The organism is Nitrospira sp. Ecomares 2.1, assembly GCF_965152585.1.
The window spans coordinates 390,604-410,652 of sequence record NZ_OZ224219.1 but is presented as its reverse complement, the minus strand read 5'-3'; the positions used below and the strand labels follow the sequence as shown (position 1 = coordinate 410,652).

The 20,049-nt window shown below is 53.6% G+C and carries 13 protein-coding genes and 1 tRNA gene; 9 read left to right on the top strand and 5 right to left on the bottom strand.

Annotated elements, in window-relative coordinates:
• Positions 1–96: 96 nt before the first annotated feature.
• On the top strand, positions 97–1,461 hold the full coding sequence (locus ACWHYD_RS01865; RefSeq protein WP_447964248.1) for a sodium-dependent transporter: 1,365 nt from the start codon (positions 97–99) through the stop codon (positions 1,459–1,461).
• Positions 1,462–1,587: 126 nt separating this feature from the next.
• Positions 1,588–1,755: a hypothetical protein gene (locus ACWHYD_RS01860; RefSeq protein WP_447964247.1), complete on the top strand. Its 168-nt coding sequence runs from the start codon at positions 1,588–1,590 to the stop codon at positions 1,753–1,755.
• A gap of 487 nt (positions 1,756–2,242) precedes the next feature.
• Here the strand turns inward: ACWHYD_RS01860 and ACWHYD_RS01855 are convergent, their stop codons facing one another.
• Positions 2,243–2,434 carry a hypothetical protein gene (locus ACWHYD_RS01855; protein ID WP_447964246.1) on the bottom strand — a complete coding sequence of 64 codons (192 nt, stop codon included), beginning with the start codon at positions 2,432–2,434 and terminating at the stop codon, positions 2,243–2,245.
• A 260-nt stretch (positions 2,435–2,694) separates the two neighbouring features.
• On the opposite strand from ACWHYD_RS01855, the gene ACWHYD_RS01850 reads away from it, so the two are divergent.
• The 5 genes from ACWHYD_RS01850 to ACWHYD_RS01830 all read left to right on the top strand — a co-directional run bounded on the left by ACWHYD_RS01850 (position 2,695) and on the right by ACWHYD_RS01830 (position 9,088).
• Complete coding sequence (locus ACWHYD_RS01850; protein ID WP_447964245.1) at positions 2,695–3,276, top strand: acyloxyacyl hydrolase; 582 nt, start codon at positions 2,695–2,697, stop codon at positions 3,274–3,276.
• 629 nt (positions 3,277–3,905) lie between these two features.
• A complete protein-coding gene (locus ACWHYD_RS01845) occupies positions 3,906–5,411 on the top strand; it encodes an alkaline phosphatase family protein (protein ID WP_447964244.1) in 1,506 nt (501 codons plus the stop codon).
• Between the two features lie 294 nt (positions 5,412–5,705).
• Positions 5,706–6,851 (top strand): glycosyltransferase family 4 protein, encoded by a 1,146-nt coding sequence (locus ACWHYD_RS01840; RefSeq protein ID WP_447964243.1) that lies wholly within the window; start codon positions 5,706–5,708, stop codon positions 6,849–6,851.
• Between the two features lie 125 nt (positions 6,852–6,976).
• Complete coding sequence (locus ACWHYD_RS01835; protein WP_447963843.1) at positions 6,977–7,945, top strand: glycosyltransferase family 2 protein; 969 nt, start codon at positions 6,977–6,979, stop codon at positions 7,943–7,945.
• 6 nt (positions 7,946–7,951) lie between these two features.
• Positions 7,952–9,088: a glycosyltransferase gene (locus ACWHYD_RS01830; protein WP_447964242.1), complete on the top strand. Its 1,137-nt coding sequence runs from the start codon at positions 7,952–7,954 to the stop codon at positions 9,086–9,088.
• A gap of 448 nt (positions 9,089–9,536) precedes the next feature.
• On the opposite strand, the gene ACWHYD_RS01825 is transcribed toward ACWHYD_RS01830, so the two are convergent.
• Positions 9,537–11,057, bottom strand: coding sequence for an FG-GAP repeat domain-containing protein (locus tag ACWHYD_RS01825; protein ID WP_447964241.1), 1,521 nt, complete (start codon positions 11,055–11,057; stop codon positions 9,537–9,539).
• Between the two features lie 1,281 nt (positions 11,058–12,338).
• Positions 12,339–15,707 carry an InlB B-repeat-containing protein gene (locus ACWHYD_RS01820; RefSeq protein ID WP_447964240.1) on the bottom strand — a complete coding sequence of 1,123 codons (3,369 nt, stop codon included), beginning with the start codon at positions 15,705–15,707 and terminating at the stop codon, positions 12,339–12,341.
• Positions 15,708–16,464: 757 nt separating this feature from the next.
• Here ACWHYD_RS01820 and ACWHYD_RS01815 point away from each other — a divergent pair.
• Positions 16,465–18,030, top strand: coding sequence for a glucan biosynthesis protein (locus ACWHYD_RS01815; RefSeq protein WP_447964239.1), 1,566 nt, complete (start codon positions 16,465–16,467; stop codon positions 18,028–18,030).
• 279 nt (positions 18,031–18,309) lie between these two features.
• On the opposite strand, the gene ACWHYD_RS01810 is transcribed toward ACWHYD_RS01815, so the two are convergent.
• Positions 18,310–18,386: transfer RNA gene (locus ACWHYD_RS01810), tRNA-His, on the bottom strand.
• Positions 18,387–18,624: 238 nt separating this feature from the next.
• Here ACWHYD_RS01810 and rpsT point away from each other — a divergent pair.
• Positions 18,625–18,897, top strand: a complete 273-nt coding sequence (rpsT, locus tag ACWHYD_RS01805) for a 30S ribosomal protein S20 (RefSeq protein ID WP_447964238.1) — start codon at positions 18,625–18,627, stop codon at positions 18,895–18,897.
• 24 nt (positions 18,898–18,921) lie between these two features.
• On the opposite strand, the gene holA is transcribed toward rpsT, so the two are convergent.
• Positions 18,922–20,013 (bottom strand): DNA polymerase III subunit delta, encoded by a 1,092-nt coding sequence (holA, locus tag ACWHYD_RS01800; RefSeq protein ID WP_447964237.1) that lies wholly within the window; start codon positions 20,011–20,013, stop codon positions 18,922–18,924.
• Between the last annotated feature and the right edge of the window lie 36 nt (positions 20,014–20,049).

Below are 20,049 nucleotides of genomic sequence, written 5' to 3'. Positions count from 1 at the left end.
ACATTATCTCTACGCCAGGCATACTCCAAAAACCTTGAAAGTGCCTGGCACCTACACTACACTCACCTGAATCTTCAGGGAATAATTCTAGCTTCAATGAATATCTCCGATCGACAATCGGTACATGGCCAATGGTCCTCACGATGGACCTTTATCCTCGCGGCTACGGGTGCAGCTGTAGGCTTGGGCAATATTTGGAAATTCCCCTACCTCACAGGACAAAATGGAGGGAGTGCGTTTGTTCTCGTTTATATCCTCTGCGTGGCAGCCCTGGGGATTCCCTTGATGATGGCCGAAATTTTGTTGGGGCGGAGAGGGCGCTCCACACCCATTCGTACCATGCAGGTTTTGGCTAAAGAAACCAACACCACTCAATGGTGGCAGATAGTTGGATGGTCCGGCACTCTGGCAGGCATGCTGATCCTTTCCTATTACAGTGTCATCGGCGGGTGGACCCTGGCATACATCTTCAAATCCGCAGGAGGAACGTTTAGCGGCGCCAGCGGCCAATTTGCTGCGGACACCTTCAGCAGTTTTGTGGGGAGCGGAACCACGCTCTTCATCTGGCATACAATTTTTATGGTTTTGACCATGGGCGTCGTGGCGGGTGGTGTCAAAGGCGGTTTGGAACGAGCGATTCAATTTCTCATGCCAACGCTTTTCATTCTATTGCTACTCATGGTCGCCTACAGCATGACCACCGGGTATTTTGGCAAGGGTCTGGAATTTCTTTTCACCCCGGACTTCAGCAAATTGACCGGCGCTAGCATGCTGACGGCGATGGGACAAGCCTTCTTTAGCCTCAGTCTCGGTATGGGCACCATCATGATTTACGGCTCGTATGTCCCCAAGGATACTTCAATTGCCTCCACCTCCATAATCATTGGCCTCGCCGATACCTTCGTCGCCTTGTTAGCCGGCATGGCCATTTTTCCAATCGTGTTTGCGAACAATTTGGAACCCGGCTCCGGCCCAGGTCTCATTTTCCAAACACTGCCCGTCGCGTTTGGCAACATGCCCGGCGGCCTCGCCTTCGGTTCGCTCTTTTTCATTCTCCTGCTTGTTGCCGCCTGGACGTCGTCGATTTCTTTAATCGAACCACTGGTCACTTGGCTCATCGAAACGTTTGGATTATCACGAATCAAGGCTTCCCTGTATTCAGGGTTTGCCACCTGGCTGATTGGCCTCGGAACAGTCTGGTCATTCAATTGGTGGGCAGAAATCAAATTATTCGGAGGAACCTTCTTTGACCTGTTAGATTTTGTGACATCCAATCTCATGCTTCCCCTGGGTGGAATTCTCATTGCCCTCTTTGCCGGGTGGCTCATGAAGGCCGAAAGCACTAAATCTGAACTTAATATTCATAATCCTACCCTCTACCTGGCCTGGCAGGCCCTCGTACGTTACATCGCCCCGGTTGCGGTGTTTATTGTCCTCCTCAATGCGATCGGCATTCTATAGCCTGAAGACCGACAAGTTTGCCTAATTTTCCGCAGTCTCAAACAGACATCCTGATTTTGGGAGAATATATTTCAAGAATTCCTGAGACCAATCCGACAAGACTCCTGAGCGAAAGGAGACTCCCTCATGAGTGAAATTTCTGCATTAGCTGCCGCCAACTTCCTCAACCAAGCTGCGCTTCCCCTTATTCAAGCAGCCACGATACCCCAGGGGAATCCGTCCTCATCTTCTTCAACCCAGGACACGGTATCGCTTTCCTCTGATGCCAAAACACTTCACGCACACCACAGGTAGCCCGTACTTAGGACACCCGAAAAGTTCAATTTCAGGACGACATTGAACTTTTAGGTCCCCTCCTTACTGCTTGACTGATTATTCAGATGAATTCATTCCAGCAAGCCTAAGACCGAACTCAGTTCAGGAAAAACGGCCATCTACTTGAAGTGGAACCGAGTCGAGCCACTCTTCCAGCGGCCGGGCACACCGGCACTCCACATGCCGAGCTTATACCTACGGTAATCCAACAGCCTTGTACGTGAATATTCCCTGCCCCCAAATGCCTCGAGACCACCCACCAACCCCAATCGACCTGGAACGCTACTCACTATGTGTCCGGGCGATCATTCAGAAGATTTCGCTGGAAGCCGTTTGAGTTTTATAAATTTAATTTATGATAAACCCTCACTGCTTAGTTGCGCGCAGAAAATGAAATTCTATTGGGTAGAGGAAAGAACAAGATTTCGTAAAGTTGAGAAAACCCCTGTTATTAAATCGGCCAGCGTCAGGGAGAGGGGTGAGTCTGGTCAGGCTGGGTTGATTGATCCCAGGGTATGCCTTGCTCTGAGAGATGAGCCAATTGATTCGCCCGGTTGATAAGTTTATCTAACTCGCGAACGGCCAGGGACAGTCGCTTGAAGGAGTCCTCCCCAACTTTCTTGGAAGGGTAATTCAAATGTAGGGAAGAAGATTCCATTTTTTTTGACCTCAATAGTCTAAAGATTGTAACCCGTTAGATTAAAAAGTTCATTGAATTGTTGGTTCCAATTATGAGAAATTCCTGCTCATTGCTGGAGTTTCACGAACACCGGCATGAGCAATGAACGAAATTTGCCCACAATTGATGTCCAATTTGTAAACCATAACCATATTCTTTTGCATACATCCCGTGAAACCGAAAGGAAATTCATGTTTAAGGGCTTAAAAAAGGAACTCTTCTTTATAGGTGTGATGGGTATGATATGCATTCTCCTTATGGTGGGACCAACTTGGGGGTCAGATTTTGATGCGAGAAGTCGTGTGACCAAGGGCACCCTCGAATTCGGATTTCTCACCGGGTTTTGGCAAGGGAATAATGCCTTTGGCAACGAGCCGTCGGCTAATCGCAGTGGCGTCTACTTTCTGCCTCAATTGGGTAAGGTTTTGACGGATGAGATTGGCTCAGGTTGGACATCGGGTAATGTCGAACTGTTAATTGAACCGTTGGCTGCTCACTATTATGAACCTTTTAGCGCCTCGGCGTTCGGAGGCTCGTTAGTGGTGAAATACAATTTCCTCAACTTTGGACGTTGGATGCCATTTTGGGATGCCGGAGCAGGCATGTTGTGGACGGATTTGGGACCCCGGATTCCCGAACAAAGCACGCAATTTAATTTCGTCCTCCAAACGGGTCCGGGCGTGTCGTATTTTGTGACGGAGAACATGGCGATGACCTTCGGCATTCGGTTCCATCATATTTCGAACGCAGGGATCGGCGAACGGAATATTGGGTTGAACGGATGTCTGTTTAATGTCGGGGTTTCCTTTTTTACGCCGTAAGGTATGGTGATGCAGTTCATAAAATGTCTGGCGAAAATTTCACAACCACGCTTTGCTTGAGAACGAACGTTTCTGTGTTTTCCAATCTTTTGGTCATCCACAAATTGATTCAGGTAGATCCCTAATGGATTATCTCCAGTCTGGCAATGCCCTGAAAAGATCGGCTTCAGGTCGATTTAGTATATCAGGCGATGCCCCCAACGCTTCGGACAGAATAACTTTTGGATGCGTGACTGAACATTGGGCATAGACATTCAACAGGAATTCGTTATGCGAAAGGTCTGATTAAGAGAGTGATCTTCGTCGGCACCAGTCGGATATCCTGAGCCACAATTGATTTCGCAGGGTTTCGAAAGCATAATACCGGGCATTCCTTAAGTCTCTGCAGAGGGAGGAACAATGGAATGAAGTTTTTTCATTGTTTGTAAAAAATGCACAGTTTCATTTAAATTCTTTAGGGATTCGGCAGGAATAGAGGAACACAAAAGGAGTTCCCTGCAAACAAAATTTTTTTGGGCTCGGGGCTCGGAAGATATATCTCTTCAAGTATTGTTCCGGAACGCAGATGCCAAGGTGCTCTTGATCTCTGGGCACATGCGACTGACCAAATCTCGCATAAGAATCACCCCATGATCGCAATCATCTCTTTGGAAGCTCCATCGCGTCCCCTCATGGAGCAGTTGATCCGTGACAATCGACTGCCGAACTTCGCGTCTCTTCAACAAAAGGGGGAGGTTGTCGAACTCGCCCCCCCCTTTCTTGATGGAGCCGTCTACGCCACTCTTTACACAGGTCAGCATCTGTCCGAGCACGGGGTTTACTCCTTATTTACCTGGTCCGCTCCCGAACAAAAGCTACGGTTATCCCACGAGCTGATACCGGATGACACCCTATTCCGACGACTGGACCGGGCAGGCAAACGAGTCGTTGCCATCGATCCACCTGAGCATCCCTTGCAAGAGCTGACGAACGGTATCGTCGTGAGCGGATGCCAGTTTCGATCGCGGGTCCATTTGGCCAAATGGTCGCGTCCTTCCGGCGCAAACGGGGAACTCTTGAAACACCTTGGCAAGACACCAAGAGGTGAGGAGACCTTTGGTCAGCCGTCACAACGCCATTTGCTTCACCTCCGGAAGATCCTCATACAGGCGCCCGGCCGTCTCGCGAGCGCGGTTGAACGATTGCTGGAGGAGAAGAAAGCCGATGTTCTCTGGGTAGGCATGGCTGCTGTCCATCTTGCGGGTCACCAGCTTCGGGATCCAGCGTCCGTCGACGCCATCGGGCAGTCCACGGCCGGAGCAAGTCTGCTGGAGGATTCCTTGATTGAGGTCTATCTCGCAGCCGACGCAGCACTTGGTCGAATAACACGAATACTGCCTGACAACGCAGATATTCTCGTTTTCTGGGCAAAGGGAATGGGTCCGGAGACCTGTCGGGCCGATCTTCTTCCCGAGATGCTGGAACGGATTCTGAACCCGCGCCCCATCGTCCACACGTCATCAGGAAATGACATCCTGACGAGACTACGGGCGATAGTGCCCACCTCGCTCCGCTCTAAAGTCGCAGATGCCTTACCGGATTCATTGTCTCTCCAGCTTACAGCTCGACTGGGGACAATCGGGAAAGACTGGAAGACGGTACGGGCCTTCACGCTCCCTTCAGACGGCCCTGGATTGGTTCGACTCAACATCCGCGGGCGGGAGCGAAATGGGATCGTCACCGAATCCGAAGCAACCGTGCTCCGCGACGAGATTACCGAAGGCCTGCGAACCTTTTGCGACATCGATGGGAAAGAGTGCATCGCGGACATTGAACGCCCAGGAGACCATTTACCTCCAGGGCACAAAATGGACAGACTTCCTGACCTGGTTATCCGATGGAGTAACCAATCATCGACAAACCTGCGCGGCGTGATTTCACCGAAATACGGCACGGTGTTGCGCGGAGGTGCGGGATCAGGGCGATCAGGAAACCACATACCCGGCGGGGGCGCGATTATCGTCCCACGATCGGGAACTTATCGCCCGATCAATAACCGGACCCCAAATCTGGTCGATCTGAGCGCAACGGTCTGTGCAGCAGCGGGTATTCCCTACGAGGACCTTCCCGGCCGGTCCCTTCTCGCATATGACTAAAGACTATCTGGCCCGATATCCAATCAAATCACCCGTCATATTCGACAAACTTTAATGGGTAGTATCTTGAAAAAGAATGTCCGAACAAAAGTCGAACATCAACAATATCTTAGAATCTCACGTGGCTTTCGACTCACTTCATGCTATTCTAGTTGGAAGATTGAGCGGCCCCATCCGGGACAATTCCTCTAGCATACCGCTCCCTAACAAGCGAAAAGGCCTCATTCAAATGTGCTGTCTCAGCACCGTGGCACATTTCTCAGCAAGCTGAGGAGAGGATCCTGCGCGGGACCCATGAAACGAATAACGGTCTTGTATGCCTATCTTGGCTTTTACCGCGATGCTGGCGGGGAACATGCCCCGTTGGGCCTGGCCGAGGAACTTGACCGCGAGCGCTTTAGCTTTGAAATCGTCACCTTGATGCCCACTACCTCCAGAATTGGCGCTGCGGTCCAGGCAACGGGGTGCCCCGTGCATGAGCTGAGGCTGGGTATCCCGCGGCTTACTAACCCGATCGGCATGCTCAAGGTTCTCAAGGCCTTTTATCAGACCTTCCGCCGCATCAAACCGGACATCGTGCAGACCCAATCACCATTTTGTAATGTGTGGGCCCGTCTGGCGGCCAAACTGGCGCGCGTGCCAATCGTCATCGCAACGATTAATTTTGATGAACCACCGCCTCCCTGGTTCCTAAGGCCGGTGATGCGTGCCATGCAGAGCTGGTTGGCCACGAGCACCACCGCCTACGTCTGTGTGGCCGAGCATGTGCGACAGAACCAGTTACATCCCGACGAAAGGGACCGTGCCGAAATCATCCACAGCTTTTTCGATCTCCCACGCTTTCTGTCAGGCCGTGCCGATTTACCGGCCATCCGCGCGCTCACCGATCCCGTGCGGCCAGTCCTCGGTCTTGTCGGTCGGCTCGAATACGAAAAAGGCCATCGGGTGGCGATCGCGGCCATGCGGACCATCGTCGAGGCCATCCCCGGGGCTCGCCTCCAGATCGTCGGGACCGGCAGCTTGGCACAAGCCCTCCGGGAGCAAGTGGTAGCCCTCGGCCTCTCGGCATATGTCGAGTTCATGGGGCACCAACCGCAGATTTGCGAGATCATGACCCATATGGACCTGTTGCTGATCCCGTCCTACAACGAAGCCTTCGGGAAGGTAGTATTGGAGTCGATTGCCGCCGGGGTTCCGTTAGTGGGAAGCCGGAGCGGGGCCTTTCCTGAAATTCTGGAACACGGAAAATACGGGACCTTGGTCGCCCCCTCCGATCCTGCCGCGTTGGCCGACGCGGCCCTCGCGATCATCGCGAACCCGGCCCCGGCCTTGGCCAAACTGCGGGCGGCTCGCGCCACCGTGCTCCCGCGCTACACGAAAGAGGACAGCGCCCGACACCATGCGGAACTGTATTGCCGGTTAACCCACACGTCTTCGTGACACATTGCCAAACGGCCTCCCGTCAGGAATAATTCCATTCCCGTCGAGTGAGTGGCGGGTAGAGTCAAGACCGGCGCCGCCTGTAAAAACAGGCGCGCGCAAACACAGCAACTGGAGGAAGCCCCATGCGTGAGAAGGAGCAGCCGGAGCCCGGCCCCACTGCCAGGCCGGTGGTAAGCGTGCTGATTGTGGCGGACCATGACACCGAGCGCCACGCCGAACTGGCGGATCTGCGCAGTTGTCTGCACGCCCTCGCCGCCCAGGAGGTGGATGCCCCCGTGGAATTTCTGCTCGTCGAGACACAAGAGCGGGCCCGAAGCCTGCCGGCGGAGGTGCTCGCCCTGTTACCGGGGTTACGGGTGATCGGCGTGCCTCATAATGCGACCTACGAACAAAAGAATGCGGGCGCACAGGCGGCGCAGGGGGACATCATCGCGCTCTTGGATGTTGACTGCATTCCCGTGGCCGGCTGGCTGCAGGCCCTGATCACCACGTTCCGGGCCCATCCCGACTACGTGGCGGTGAGCGGCCGCACCAGGTATGAGGGCAAAACCACCAGCGAGCGCTGTCTTTCGGTCCTCTCCCGCGGCTTTCTCGATCCCGGCAAAGAAGGCCCGACCCGCTTCATTTCCAATAACAACTCCGGGTTTCGCCGGGAGGTGTACGCACGGTTTCCCCTGCCGGAGGGAGAAGGCCCCTACGCCGCGCAGCTCCAATCGGCGGCCATGAGGCGGGACGGCGGCCGTTTTCTCTTTCAGCCCACCATGACCGTGATCCACGACTTCGAGGGCTGGACCATGGAGCGGGATATTCGGTGCCATATCGGCTGGGCCACGATCCGAATCCGGCAGATTGATCCCGGGTTGCGATTCAGCTGGCTGCTCCGGCTCGGGCCGGCGTCCATTCCGTTGTTTTACATAGGGCGGGTGGTGGAGAGCGTGGGGACGTGTCTCCGGGTGGGCCATCAATACGGGCTGCGGCTGACGGACTATCCCGTCGCCCTGGGACTGACCCTGTGGGTTCATTTTCTCGAAATCACCGGCATGCGGCTGGCCTTCCGGCACCAGCGCGTCGACCACACAAAATATCGCTGACTGCTTATGGCCAAGCTCTTGATGGCGTCGCTGGTGGACCCTACGACACACCCGGGGGGAGCCGGGACGTACACGCGCGGCTTGCTGGCGGCCCTGGAAACGAGGCACGCCGTCCAGGTGGTGGCCCCCCGGCACCCGCCTCCAGGCCCCTGGTATCGGTCACGCCAGCTCGTGGCGTTGGCCCGGTCCTGCCTCTCCCCCCTGCCCGCCTTGCCGTTGTTTACCCGGCAGCCGGAGTTGACGCGGCGAATCCGCGCCATCGCCCGCTCTCAGCCCTTCGATGCCGCCGTGATCAACGGCGGGGACATGTTGTGGGCGATCACCGAACTCCCGCCAGAAATGCCGACCGTGCTCATCGCACATAATCTGGAGCACCAGGTGCTGACTCAGAAACTGGCCAATTACCCCTTCCTTTCACATGTCCTCAAACGGGAAATTAGCAAACAACGTCAGTATGAGATCGAGGGGTTCCGTCGTTCGCGAGGGGTGATATTTCTTTCGTCAACTGAAATGGCTTGGAGTTGCGACCAGGTCCCAGGGTTGCGAACGCTTCATATTCCGCCCTTATTTACTAATCCTCCCGTGATTCGTCAGCCGCAACTCAACGGCCCTCTGCGGCTTGGATTCCTTGCCGATTTCGCATGGTGGCCCAATCGCCAAAGTTGGAAGTGGGTGATGGAGAATATCCTTCCCAAGGTACGCCGCCCAATCACCGTTCACGTCTTTGGGCGACAGAGTGACCAGATACCCACTTGTGACAGCGTGATCTCCCATGGCTTTGTCAAAGATCTTCGAGAGGTATGGGAACAGGTGGATATCATGATCTGCCCCATACGCGAAGGAGCCGGTGTAAACATCAAACTTGCGGAGAGTCTGTACAATCGAATGCCCGTTCTTGCGACCAACCAGGCTGTACGTGGCCTCACATGCTCATCCGGATCGGGGCTGGTGACCATCGATAGTGCTGAGGAATGGGTGACCTTCTTGAATTCGTCCGAAGCTGAACGACTTGCCACTCAAGTCCCATCAGAGGCACTAAGCCAACAATTCGCTGTCGACCAGTATAGGGAGAAGTTGAATAACTTCATACTAGAGGTGGTCGTTGATGGGCTGAGTAACCAAGATCAGTCCGCAAAACTATGATTCTGATTCGACTATGGACACATGACAAATCGTATGGGCAAAACCCGTTTTTCCCATGGCACGACCCTCACAGATCCAACCTGATTTGTTGGGATCTATCACCTGTCCTCTTTCTCACACTCCATACAAAAAACCGATTACCCCCATGTTCACTAGGGAAGCAATAAAAACTTGGAATATGATCCACCACAAGTACGAAGAACCTTGAGCAATAGCCCTTTTTAAAAAATTGATTTGTTTAAGGGACAGCCGATTAGGAAAAGCTTGCGAGATTTTCCTCTTTCACAATTATTTTTGTTGAAAAGGACAATGAGGTGAGTGGGAACTTGCAGAAGAGCGAGACAAAGAACTGTATAGACAGATCCTGGTGATTCGAGCTCAAGGGGATTGGGTTGAATAAGATCGGTTGTGAAGGAGGACTACGCGTAGCGTAAACGCCCCATTCGGTCTAAATGCTGCCGGGGAACTCTGTCGAGGACACGGTCAGTCCATCCATGAGCCAGACAGCCACTTGTCCCGTGCTGCGATTATGCCAGATCACATCGGACTTTCCATCGCCGTCTGCGTCACCCACCTGCGCAATACGCCACCCCGAAGGCATACCTGCCAAGAAGCCCGACATTTCAATCGCCCCTCCGTTCATCAACCAGATCCCCACCTTCCCGGTACGGGTATGACGCCAGACCATATCAGTCGTCCCATCGCCGTTCAAATCACCAAAACCCGCTTTCTCCCATTCCGGTGCGGTCCCTCCGAGGAAGCCCACTGAGGCAATCGTCGACTCATCCATCACCCACACGGCGGATACCCCGCCGGTATGGCGCCAAATGATGTCCGCAAGACCATCCGCATTCATATCACCTATCCCGACGATCTGCCACGCTAATGGCACGCCGGGCAAGGAACGGAATCGGCTAATTGAGGTCCCGTCCATGAGCCAGACCGCAACCGCTCCGTTTTGCGTATTGTGCCAGATGAGATCGGCACTGCCATTGCCGTCCATATCGCCCACTCCCTTAATGACCCAATCCAAAGAAGCGCTCCCAGGGAAACTGGCCGACGTAATCGTCAACCCGTTCAAAAACCAGACAGCCACCGCACCATTGAGTGAATTGCGCCAGACAATATCAGACATGCCGTCATTATCCACATCACCCACTCCAACGATCTGCCAATCGGATGAAACCCCACCCAGGAATCCGGACGAACCAATCAGACCGCCATTCATCAACCACACCGCCACCTCACCTGTTCTCACATTGCGCCAGACGATATCCGCCTTGCCATCTCCATTGAGATCGGAATTCACAGGGGCACGGGGAGAGGGTTCCTCCGAAGGAGCCTGAAGACCGAGAAACACCCCAGATTCTGAGGTAAAGCTGACCCCCTTTGGCAGAATCAATCTGATCGTCGCACTTGGATCGCTGACATCAATGAGATTATTCATCTCCACCCTGGCCGACAAAAATGCCTCAATGGGTAGCTCCTGCCCATCAACAACTTTGACCCTCACCTCCAACACCTTTGGCTCCGGTAAAGGAAGGCCGAGGGCCTGATCACTCACATCTCCCAGACGAATGATCGCATTGGTAAAGCAATTGGACGACAAATCCTGACAAGAGGGAAACCCATCGACGCTCATGGAAAACTTAATATTCGCAACCGAGACGGTGGGATCCAGCTTAAATGTTAAATGATCATCAATATGAATGGAGGCCAGTCCCATTCCCGATTGCGAGCTGGCATCGGGAGTCGTCGAGGTCACTTTAAGTGCGAGGGTTCCAGTCGCTAAATTGGCTGTGGCAAACGCAGAGCCGGCTTCACCATCCGGTCCGATCACCGGACCCGTGTCTAATTGGATTTCAGTACGTCCATTTTCCTCGGCAACTGAATCCCCCCCAATCGGCCCTGATACACCAATCTCGATTTTATAAGCGAGACCTTGTGACGGAAGAAATATGCAAACCATTCCTACCAGGATGAGAGCCCTGAGGGTCCTGGTCAGACCAGTTACGAAGGTTATTTTGTGCTTGGACATCGGTTGATTTGACATAAGTGATTACATGAGCAACGCTGACTACCCTTATCGGATAGACAACTCCATTCTTAAAACTCAGGTGGCACATTCCAGATATTCCCTCCCTCGCCATTTCTGTATTCTCTCAAGACTCCTTAAAAACGTTGGAATTTCTCCCTCGCATAGAACACCAATAGAGGCATTCCCCTATTATTTTCCAAAGGCCATTTCCTATGCGGTGATCAAATTCAGGGAGTGTTGAATAATAATATCCATGGGCACATTGACCCACAGGCACGTGGCATAACAGAGGGTCGGGGCGGTTCAAAAAAGCATGCCCTGAGCCTTTCGAAGGGTTCGTACAGCAAGGCCGCAGGCATTTTTGCGCGCAGAGCGTACTTCCAGTGCGTGAGCACGGGAAAATGGCGAGAACGCCGCTGGCGGCTTTTTTCAACAGCCCCATTCAAGAATCACCAACAAGAGCCAATCGTTCTCGAAGCTCAGGCCTCTCTTCTACAAAACCTCAACCGAATGTTATGGAAATTCCTGGTTAAAAAAAGGAGGGATCAACACCGCTGTTTGTTTCTTCGAGCGGGAGAAGAGAAATTAGGCTTGAGCTAAAAGAGGTATGGCGTCATCCTACCCGGAATAGTTTTATCTCGAAGGAGGGTACATAACCCGGACGAAAACATTTTTATAAATTGTCAGGAAGAGAAAGGACAAACCATTCACGCAGAAGAGGAAACGCAACAAAACAATAAAAAAACGGATGCATCTCGAAAGACAAAATCGACAATAGAAATAGACTTAACATTGAAGAGTAGTGCGAGAACCTCCTCATGACCAAGGGCAGACCTCTTGCCCTATTCTCAATAATAAGATGGAGCAACTGAGCCTCCATCCAACACTCATTTATTTACGGCATGACCCCACATTTCACATGCTTCATTGCCTTCTATTGCACACAATATTTCCACATGAAATGTGAGGAAAGGCTTTTTCATAACAAAAGCCTCACACCAGAAGATGTGAGGCTTTTATCAAGAGGCAAAATATTGTCCTACCGCCTATACCTGAGGGATCGCCTTTTGTTGAAACTGCCGGACTGCCAGCCCGCCTTGCTCTGAGTTTACTAAAACAACTGTCCCCGGCGGACCTACAATGAAACTATCACTCTCATTTTTGCGACGACGGTTTGGCCTTCAGCATCAAACAATGTCACATCAGATCATCCTATTGTATTTCCCAGTCAGTGGAAGTGCCGCGCGGGAATTTAGTATCCATGACATCTTTCCCGTTCATGAGCCACAGCGCCACTGCGCCACTCGCCCGATTCTGCCAAATAACGTCATCCTGCCCGTCCGCATTCACATCACCCATACCGGTGATCTGCCAGTTCAGGGGCACGCCACCAGGAAATCCGACAAAGGCCACTGTGGGCCCGTTCATAATCCAGATGGCCACCGAACCATTGAGTTTATGGTGCCAGACGATATCGGCAGTACCATTGCCATCCACATCACCGATTTCCTTGATGACATAATTGAGAGGCGCACTCCCTGGAAATCCAGTCGACGTGTGGGTCAAGCCGTCCATAAACCACACCGCCACCGCCCCGGTCGTCGTATTTCGCCAAACGACATCGTCTTTTTCATCGGCATCCACATCACCGACACCGACGATTTCCCATTGTACAGGCGCACTCCCAGGGAAGCCCGAACGGGCAATAGTCGACCCATTCATAAGCCAGATAGCCAATGAACCGTTGACCTTATTGTGCCAGATAAGGTCTGCGGTTCCATTGCCATCCACATCACCGATTCCTTTGATCGCATAATTGAGGGACGCACTCCCAGGGAAACTAGTCGAGGTGTGGGTTAACCCATCCATGAACCACACCGCCACAACACCGGTGCTCGTGTTTCGCCAAACCACGTCGGCCTGGCCATCCGCATTCACATCGCCCATCCCCATAATCTGCCAATTCGATGGGACTCCACCCAACACACCGGTCGTGGTCACCGCAGCATCCTTCATGAGCCAGCCCACCACAAGGCCATTGAGACTATTTCGCCAAAGCAGATCTGCCGTTCCGTCAGCGTTCAAATCGTTGGATAATCTTCTTGCACCGGCATTATTCGCAGTAATGGTCAGCTCGGAATTTTGTTCGAACTGACCGTCCGTCGCGGTCAACCGCAAGACGTATGTGCCCGCTTCGCTGAAACTGGCTGTCGTACTTAGATCCGACGCATTAGCAAAGGTCACCGTCCCCGGCCCGCTCACTTTGCTCCACGTGCTCGTCACCGTCCCCGGCGTGGCCGGCAGACCATCATCCGTCACCGTGCCGTTCAGCGTGGCCGTATTCGGTAACGCAATCGTAATTGAGGGCCCCGCATTTACCGACGGCGGTTGATTCCCCGGATTCTGAGTAAACGTCGCCGTCACCGTTCGCGCCGCCGTCATACTCACGGTACACGTGCCCGTGCCCGTACACCCGCTCCCACTCCAACCCCCAAAGGTCGAGCCTGCAGTCGCCACCGCCGTCAGCGTCACCGACGTCCCATTGGCATAGCCCTGGGTACAATCGTTCCCGCAGGAGATGCCCCCAGGGGTACTACTGACTGTCCCACTGCCCGTCCCGGCTTTCGTGACCGTCAATTGCAGGGCATTATTCGCAGTAATGGTCAGATCTGAACTTGGTCCGAACTCACCGTCCGTCGCGGTCAACCGCAAGACGTATGTGCCCGCTTCGCTGAAACTGGCTGTCGTACTCAGAGCTGACGCATTAGCAAAGGTCACCGTCCCCGGCCCGCTCACTTTGCTCCACGTGGTTGTCACCGTCCCTGGCGTGGCCGGCAGACCATCATCGGTCACCGTGCCAGTCAGCGACGCAGAATTCGGTAGCACAATCGTAACTGAGGGCCCCGCATTTACCGACGGCGGTTTATTCCCGGGATTCTGAGTAAACGTGGCCGTCACCGTTCGCGCCGCCGTCATACTCACGGTACACGTGCCCGTGCCCGTGCCATCACACCCGCTCCCGCTCCAGCCCGCAAACGTCGAGCCTGCGTTCGCCACGGCCGTCAGCGTCACCGACGTCCCATTGGCATAGCCCTGGGTACAATCGTTCCCGCAAGAGATGCCCGCGGGATTACTGGTGACCGTCCCACTGCCCGTCCCGCCCTTCGTAACCATTAGGGTCTCTTGCACGGTCGCAAATGTAGCGACCACCGCCCGCGCGGCCGTCATACTCACGGTACACGTGCCCGTGCCCGTACACCCGCTGCCACTCCAACCCCCAAACGTCGAGCCTGCGTTCGCCACGGCCGTCAGCGTCACCGAGGTCCCATTGGCATAGCCCTCGGTACAGTCATTCCCGCAGGAGATGCCCCCGGGATTACTGCTGACCGTCCCACTGCCCGCCCCGGACTTCGTCACCGCCAGGGTCTGTTGCACGACCGTAAATGTGGCCGTCACCGCCCGCGCGGCCGTCATACTCACGATACACGTGCCCGTGCCCGTACACCCGCTCCCATTCCAACCCGCAAATGTCGAGTCTGCAGTCGCCACCGCCATCAGCGTCACCGAGGTCCCATTGGCATAGCCCTCGGTACAGTCATTCCCGCAGGAGATGCCCCCAGGGGTGCTGGTGACCGACCCACTGCCCGTCCCACCCTTCGTGACCGTCAGCGTCCGTTGCACGGTCGTAAATGTGGCCGTCACCGCCCGCGCCGCCGACATGGGCACGATACAGGTGCCCGTACCCGAACAGCCGCCCCCGCTCCATCCCGCAAAGGTCGAGCCTGCAGTCGCCACCGCAGCCAGCGTCACTGACGTCCCATTGGCATAGTCCTCGGTACAGTCGTTCCCGCAGGAGATGCCCGCAGGATTACTGGTGACCGTCCCACTGCCCGTCCCGCTCTTCGTGACCGTCAGCGTCCGTTGCACGAGAGTAAACGTGGCCGTCACCGTCCGTGCGGCCGACATACTCACCGTACAAGTGCCCGTGCCCGAACAGCCGCCCCCGCTCCAACCAGCAAAGGTTGACTGGGATGCCCCTAAACCGGTCGGAGTAGCCGTCAGGGTAACCGAAGAAGGTGGTTGCACTACGTCATAGGATATTGTTTGGCTATTAAATATAGTGAACGGCGCTGTCCCCGCACCACTTCCAGCAACCTGTCCCGTTCCCGTTCCCGCAAAATTGAGAGAAAGATTAACGGGAGGGGTGACCGGTGGACTGACCGGGACGAGATTAAAGGTCACGGTTACCGATCTAGCACCATCCATAAGCACGGTGCACTCATTTCCGGATGTGTTTGTACAACCTGCCCAACCGCTGAAGACTGACTGTGATGCCCCGATCCCGGTCGGAGCGGCGGTAAGCGTGACAGAGGAATTTTGATCATAGTCTAGCGTGTTACTCGCAAAAATGTTCAACGTATCAGTCCCCGGAGAATTGGCTTCTACCCTTCCAGTGCCTGATCCTGCAAAGTTGATTGTGAGGACAGTGGCTTGAGCCATGGACGGAAACACTCCCCCTAGCATTACCAGGACAAAAACGAGAGCCCCTAAAGGCAATACCTTCCCGTGAGCTTTCCGCATTGTGCGTCCTTTCTCATTTCGTTTCATCAATATTCTCTAAACCGCTTATGGCTTCTACATCTCTTCAGGCTGTCTGGTTAACAAAAAGGCATTTCTGTCCACCGTATATGGGTTTTCAATTAATTTTCAAGGCGTCGTGATTCGGATCAGGGAAGCCATGATCCTGATGAATATATGGAAAGAGTTTGGAAATTGCCTGGAGCAGGCAGGTAGGCATGTCAGGAAAGGACGTTGGGGGCATGACACTATCCTGGTCCACGATAACTCAGCTTAATTATGAAGAAAGATATCGTAGTCTACATCATTCTACATATTAATGGAACAAAAAAATTCGCTTTGAGAAAACACTCCATTGATCGAACTATTCATGATCATCTCCAAAACACCATTCCGATAATTTCTTCGTCTGACAATCCAGGGTAGTGTGTTTCAATCCCCCTCAAAATTATCAAAAATTCACACACACATATGAGTTTTAAGCGTATTCCCCTCCGATCCGGGGCCGCGCTGATTGACCCTCCGGTGACTTCTTTGGTATTTATCTGACCCTCCCCAAATCCATTTACTATTCTTATCACCAAACGTCGAGCCGAGGGCCAGAATCGGAAGCCCTCTACGGAAACCAAAATATGGCTGTGGATGGTAATTCTTTCATGAGTCCCCGTGTTTTGGCATTGGCTGACAATGCGCCACAAGGGTTAGGGCAAAATCCTATGCTGTCTTCACAGGTTTCTTTCACCTCGCAGGTGGTCCCAATATGTTGAATCGCCGACAATTTCTCGTTGTAATGGGCGCTCTCGGTGCCTTGACTGCCCTCCCCAAGGCGCGAAGTGGAGCCGGGACCTCCGGAATCCAGTTCGATACCGCCAAACCTTTCTCATTTGATGAGCTGAAGCAACGCGCCAAGGCAATGGCCACGTTGCCCTATGAGGAGCCTGTGGTCCGTCATGACGCGGTCTTGGAATCAATCGACTACGACGCCTTTCAGGAGATCGTATTCAAACGCGAGCGAGGGCTGGGCGAAGACGGCAGCGTGAATTTTCCGGCTCAGTTCTTCCATCTTGGCCGCTATTTCAAAGTGCCCGTAAAGATTCATGCTCTTGATGATGGCCGGTCCCGAGAAATTCTTTACCGTTCCGAGTACTACACCTTTGGCGGAACCAGTCTCGGCAAGGTCTTTCCGGATGATCTTGGCTTCTCCGGCTTTCGCCTCCAGGATGGACCAGGAGCAACCACCGATTGGATGGCGTTTCTCGGTGCTTCTTATTTCCGCAGTTCCGGAGAACTCAATCAATACGGCCTCTCGGCGCGAGGCGTGGCAATCGATCCGGCCCTGCCCACCCCGGAGGAATTTCCCCGATTCACCGAATTCTGGTTGGAGCCGGGCACCCCGGACAGCAAGGAATTTGTGGTCTATGCCCTGCTCGACGGCCCGAGCGTCACCGGTGCGTTCCGCATGGTCTGCATCAAAAACCAGCAGATCCTCATGGATATCGACGCCAATCTCTACCCGCGCCAGGACATCAAACGCCTGGGGATCGCACCGCTGACCAGCATGTTCTGGTATGCCGAAAATAATCGCCATCAGATCAGGGACTGGCGGCCAGAAATCCATGATAACGACGGTCTGACAATGTGGACCGGGGCAGGCGAGCGTATCTGGCGTCCCCTCAACAACCCGTCATCGGTCATGACCAATAGCTTCGCCGATACCAACCCCAGGGGTTTTGGCTTGCTGCAGAGGGATCGCGCCTTCTACCACTATGAAGATGACGGAGTATTCTATGACCGGAGGCCAAGCGTCTGGATCGAGCCGGCAGGTGAGTGGGGCGAAGGCGCAATCCAATTGATCGAAATTCCAACCGACGACGAAATCCATGACAATATCGTCATCTATTGGCTGCCGAAAGAACCGGTTAAGGCCGGCTCCGAGTGGCATTACACCTATCGACTTCATTGGGTCGCGACCGAACCCTATCCGTCCGATACGGTCGCCCGGGTCATTCACACCCGACTGGGCAATGCCGGCGTTCCCGGTCAGCCACGCCCGAAAGGCGGCCGGAAATTCGTGATTGACTTCGAGGGTGGGCCACTCAATGAGATCGCCAAGCTGGACAAAGTTAAACCGGTCATCAGCACGTCCAAGGGTCGAATCGACAACGAATACGCCCTGCAAGTGGTCGGCACCAGGAATTGGCGGGCAGCTTTCGATCTCTATGTCGAAGGCAAGGAGCCGGTCAATCTCCGCCTCTTCCTGAAGCTTGGGGATCGAACCCTGACCGAAACCTGGCTCTACCAATACCTGCCCTTTACCTATGACTAGCGGACTTGGTTCTTCTCAAAAAGTCATCGTGCCCTAGATCTGATTCCAACAAAAATGAGGCAGGCCAAATGATGACTCGCCTCCAAAGCAACTCATGTGTACATCAAAGTTGTCTGGGAGTAAGGAAGCGAAGCAGCACTAGCGGAATAGAACGTATCATTCCGTCATATTAGTCTATTCGAAAAAAATACCCGGCGGAGATAATGCAGAAAACACGATGGGAGTTTGCGGCATCAACAACATACCTACAAACGGGCTTACGTGGATTATGAAAATAAATGGGGTGAGTGACGGGAATTGAACCCGCGACCTCCGGATCCACAATCCGGCGCTCTAACCAACTGAGCTACACCCACCATCACATGGAATTTTCACGCAGAAGAAGAGGGCAATCTTATCAGAGGGCCGTAAGGGTCGCAAGCCAAATACCACTCGCGCCCACCAACGATATTTGACCTAATTTTTCAAGATAAACTCATCTCTCAAGGGTCATAAGGTTTTTTGAACACCACAACAGTTTACGACGCGTTCATTTGACCACTTTCATGCAATTGTGATAAAAAATCGATTCGGTTTTTTTCTCTGGAGGAAAATATGGCTAATCGACATCATTCAGCAATCAAAGCAGCTCGTCAAACTCTGAAGCGCCAGGAACGTAACCGGTCTATCCTGCGACGGGTAAGGACCTTTATCAAGAAGGTGAATGGGGCAGTCAAAGATAACAAGGGCGACGAGGCCAAGGCTTCTTTGCGGGAAGCCACCTCTGAGCTGCATAAAGCGGTCACCAAAGGCACGCTTCATCGGAACACCGCCTCTCGTTGGGTTTCCCGCCTCGCCTCCCGCGTCAACACTCTCTCGACCAAATAATTCGGTTAAAATGGTCACGGAATCTCACACCTTGTGAGGTTTCGTGCGACCAGCTAAGACCTTGTTGCCTTGACCTGCTTTTGTGGCCTGGCACAGTTGGATGACCAGATCATCCAAAATAAGCTTCGGACGTGATGCCTGCCCTCCTTTGAGAGCCGAATCAGCTTGAGCGAATAGTTCCCATGCCCTGCGGAGGAGTGGCTCGTTCCACCGCTGCACCTGTTGGACAAATTCACGAGCACGAAATGGGGGAACTCCTGCCTGGCGTGCGGCCTGTCCCGCATCATGCCCTTCCTGCATCAACGCGTGCGTTTTCCAAATCTTCCGCATCTGCCACAAAAAGGCACCTAACATACGTAAGGGTGCTTCGCCCGTTTCCAAATTTTTTGCCACGATATCCAGGGCTCGCCCCTGATCCCCTCGGGCGACGGCTTCAGACCAGTCAAAGACCGAAATACCAGGCGGTTTTCCCCTAACCGTTTCCACATCCGTGGCGCTGACACGATGTCCTTCCGGCATAAACGCCACCAATTTCTCTAATTCACCAGCCGTCCCATACAACCCTTCGGCAATCTGATCCTTCAATATCTCCAAAGCACTGTCCTCCAACTGCAAGCCTAACTCTCGGGCTCGCTGCGTGACCCACCCTGCTCGCTGCCCCTCAAATACCGGAGAGCATTCCACCACCGTCGCCCGTTTTTTCAGGTCTTGCACCCACTTCGTTCGCCCATCCAATTTCGCCGCAGTGATGACCAGCGTGGTCGTTTCATTGGGAGCCTGAAAATAGGGCATGAGGGCTTCACCATCCCGGGCAGACAGCTTGTCTGCCCATTTAATGATGAGCAGTCGCCTCAGAGAAAAAAACGAGGTTTCTTCAGAAATGGCTAATATTTCCGACGCGTCGGTTTCATCACCATAGACGACATCGACATGAAACATCTGGGAGGAATCATTGGTCGTTGAATGGTCCGATAACTTTGAAACATCCGTTTCCTGACCTGCCGCACGAAGAATGCTCAAGGCCTGATCGCGAAAATAGGGCTCTTCCCCAATCACCAAATACAGAGGGGATAACCCTTGCCGGTTGATCTGACTTTGAAGTTCATGAACTTTCATGGTGAATGCGCCCAAAGCAGGAGAGAAACCTGCCAA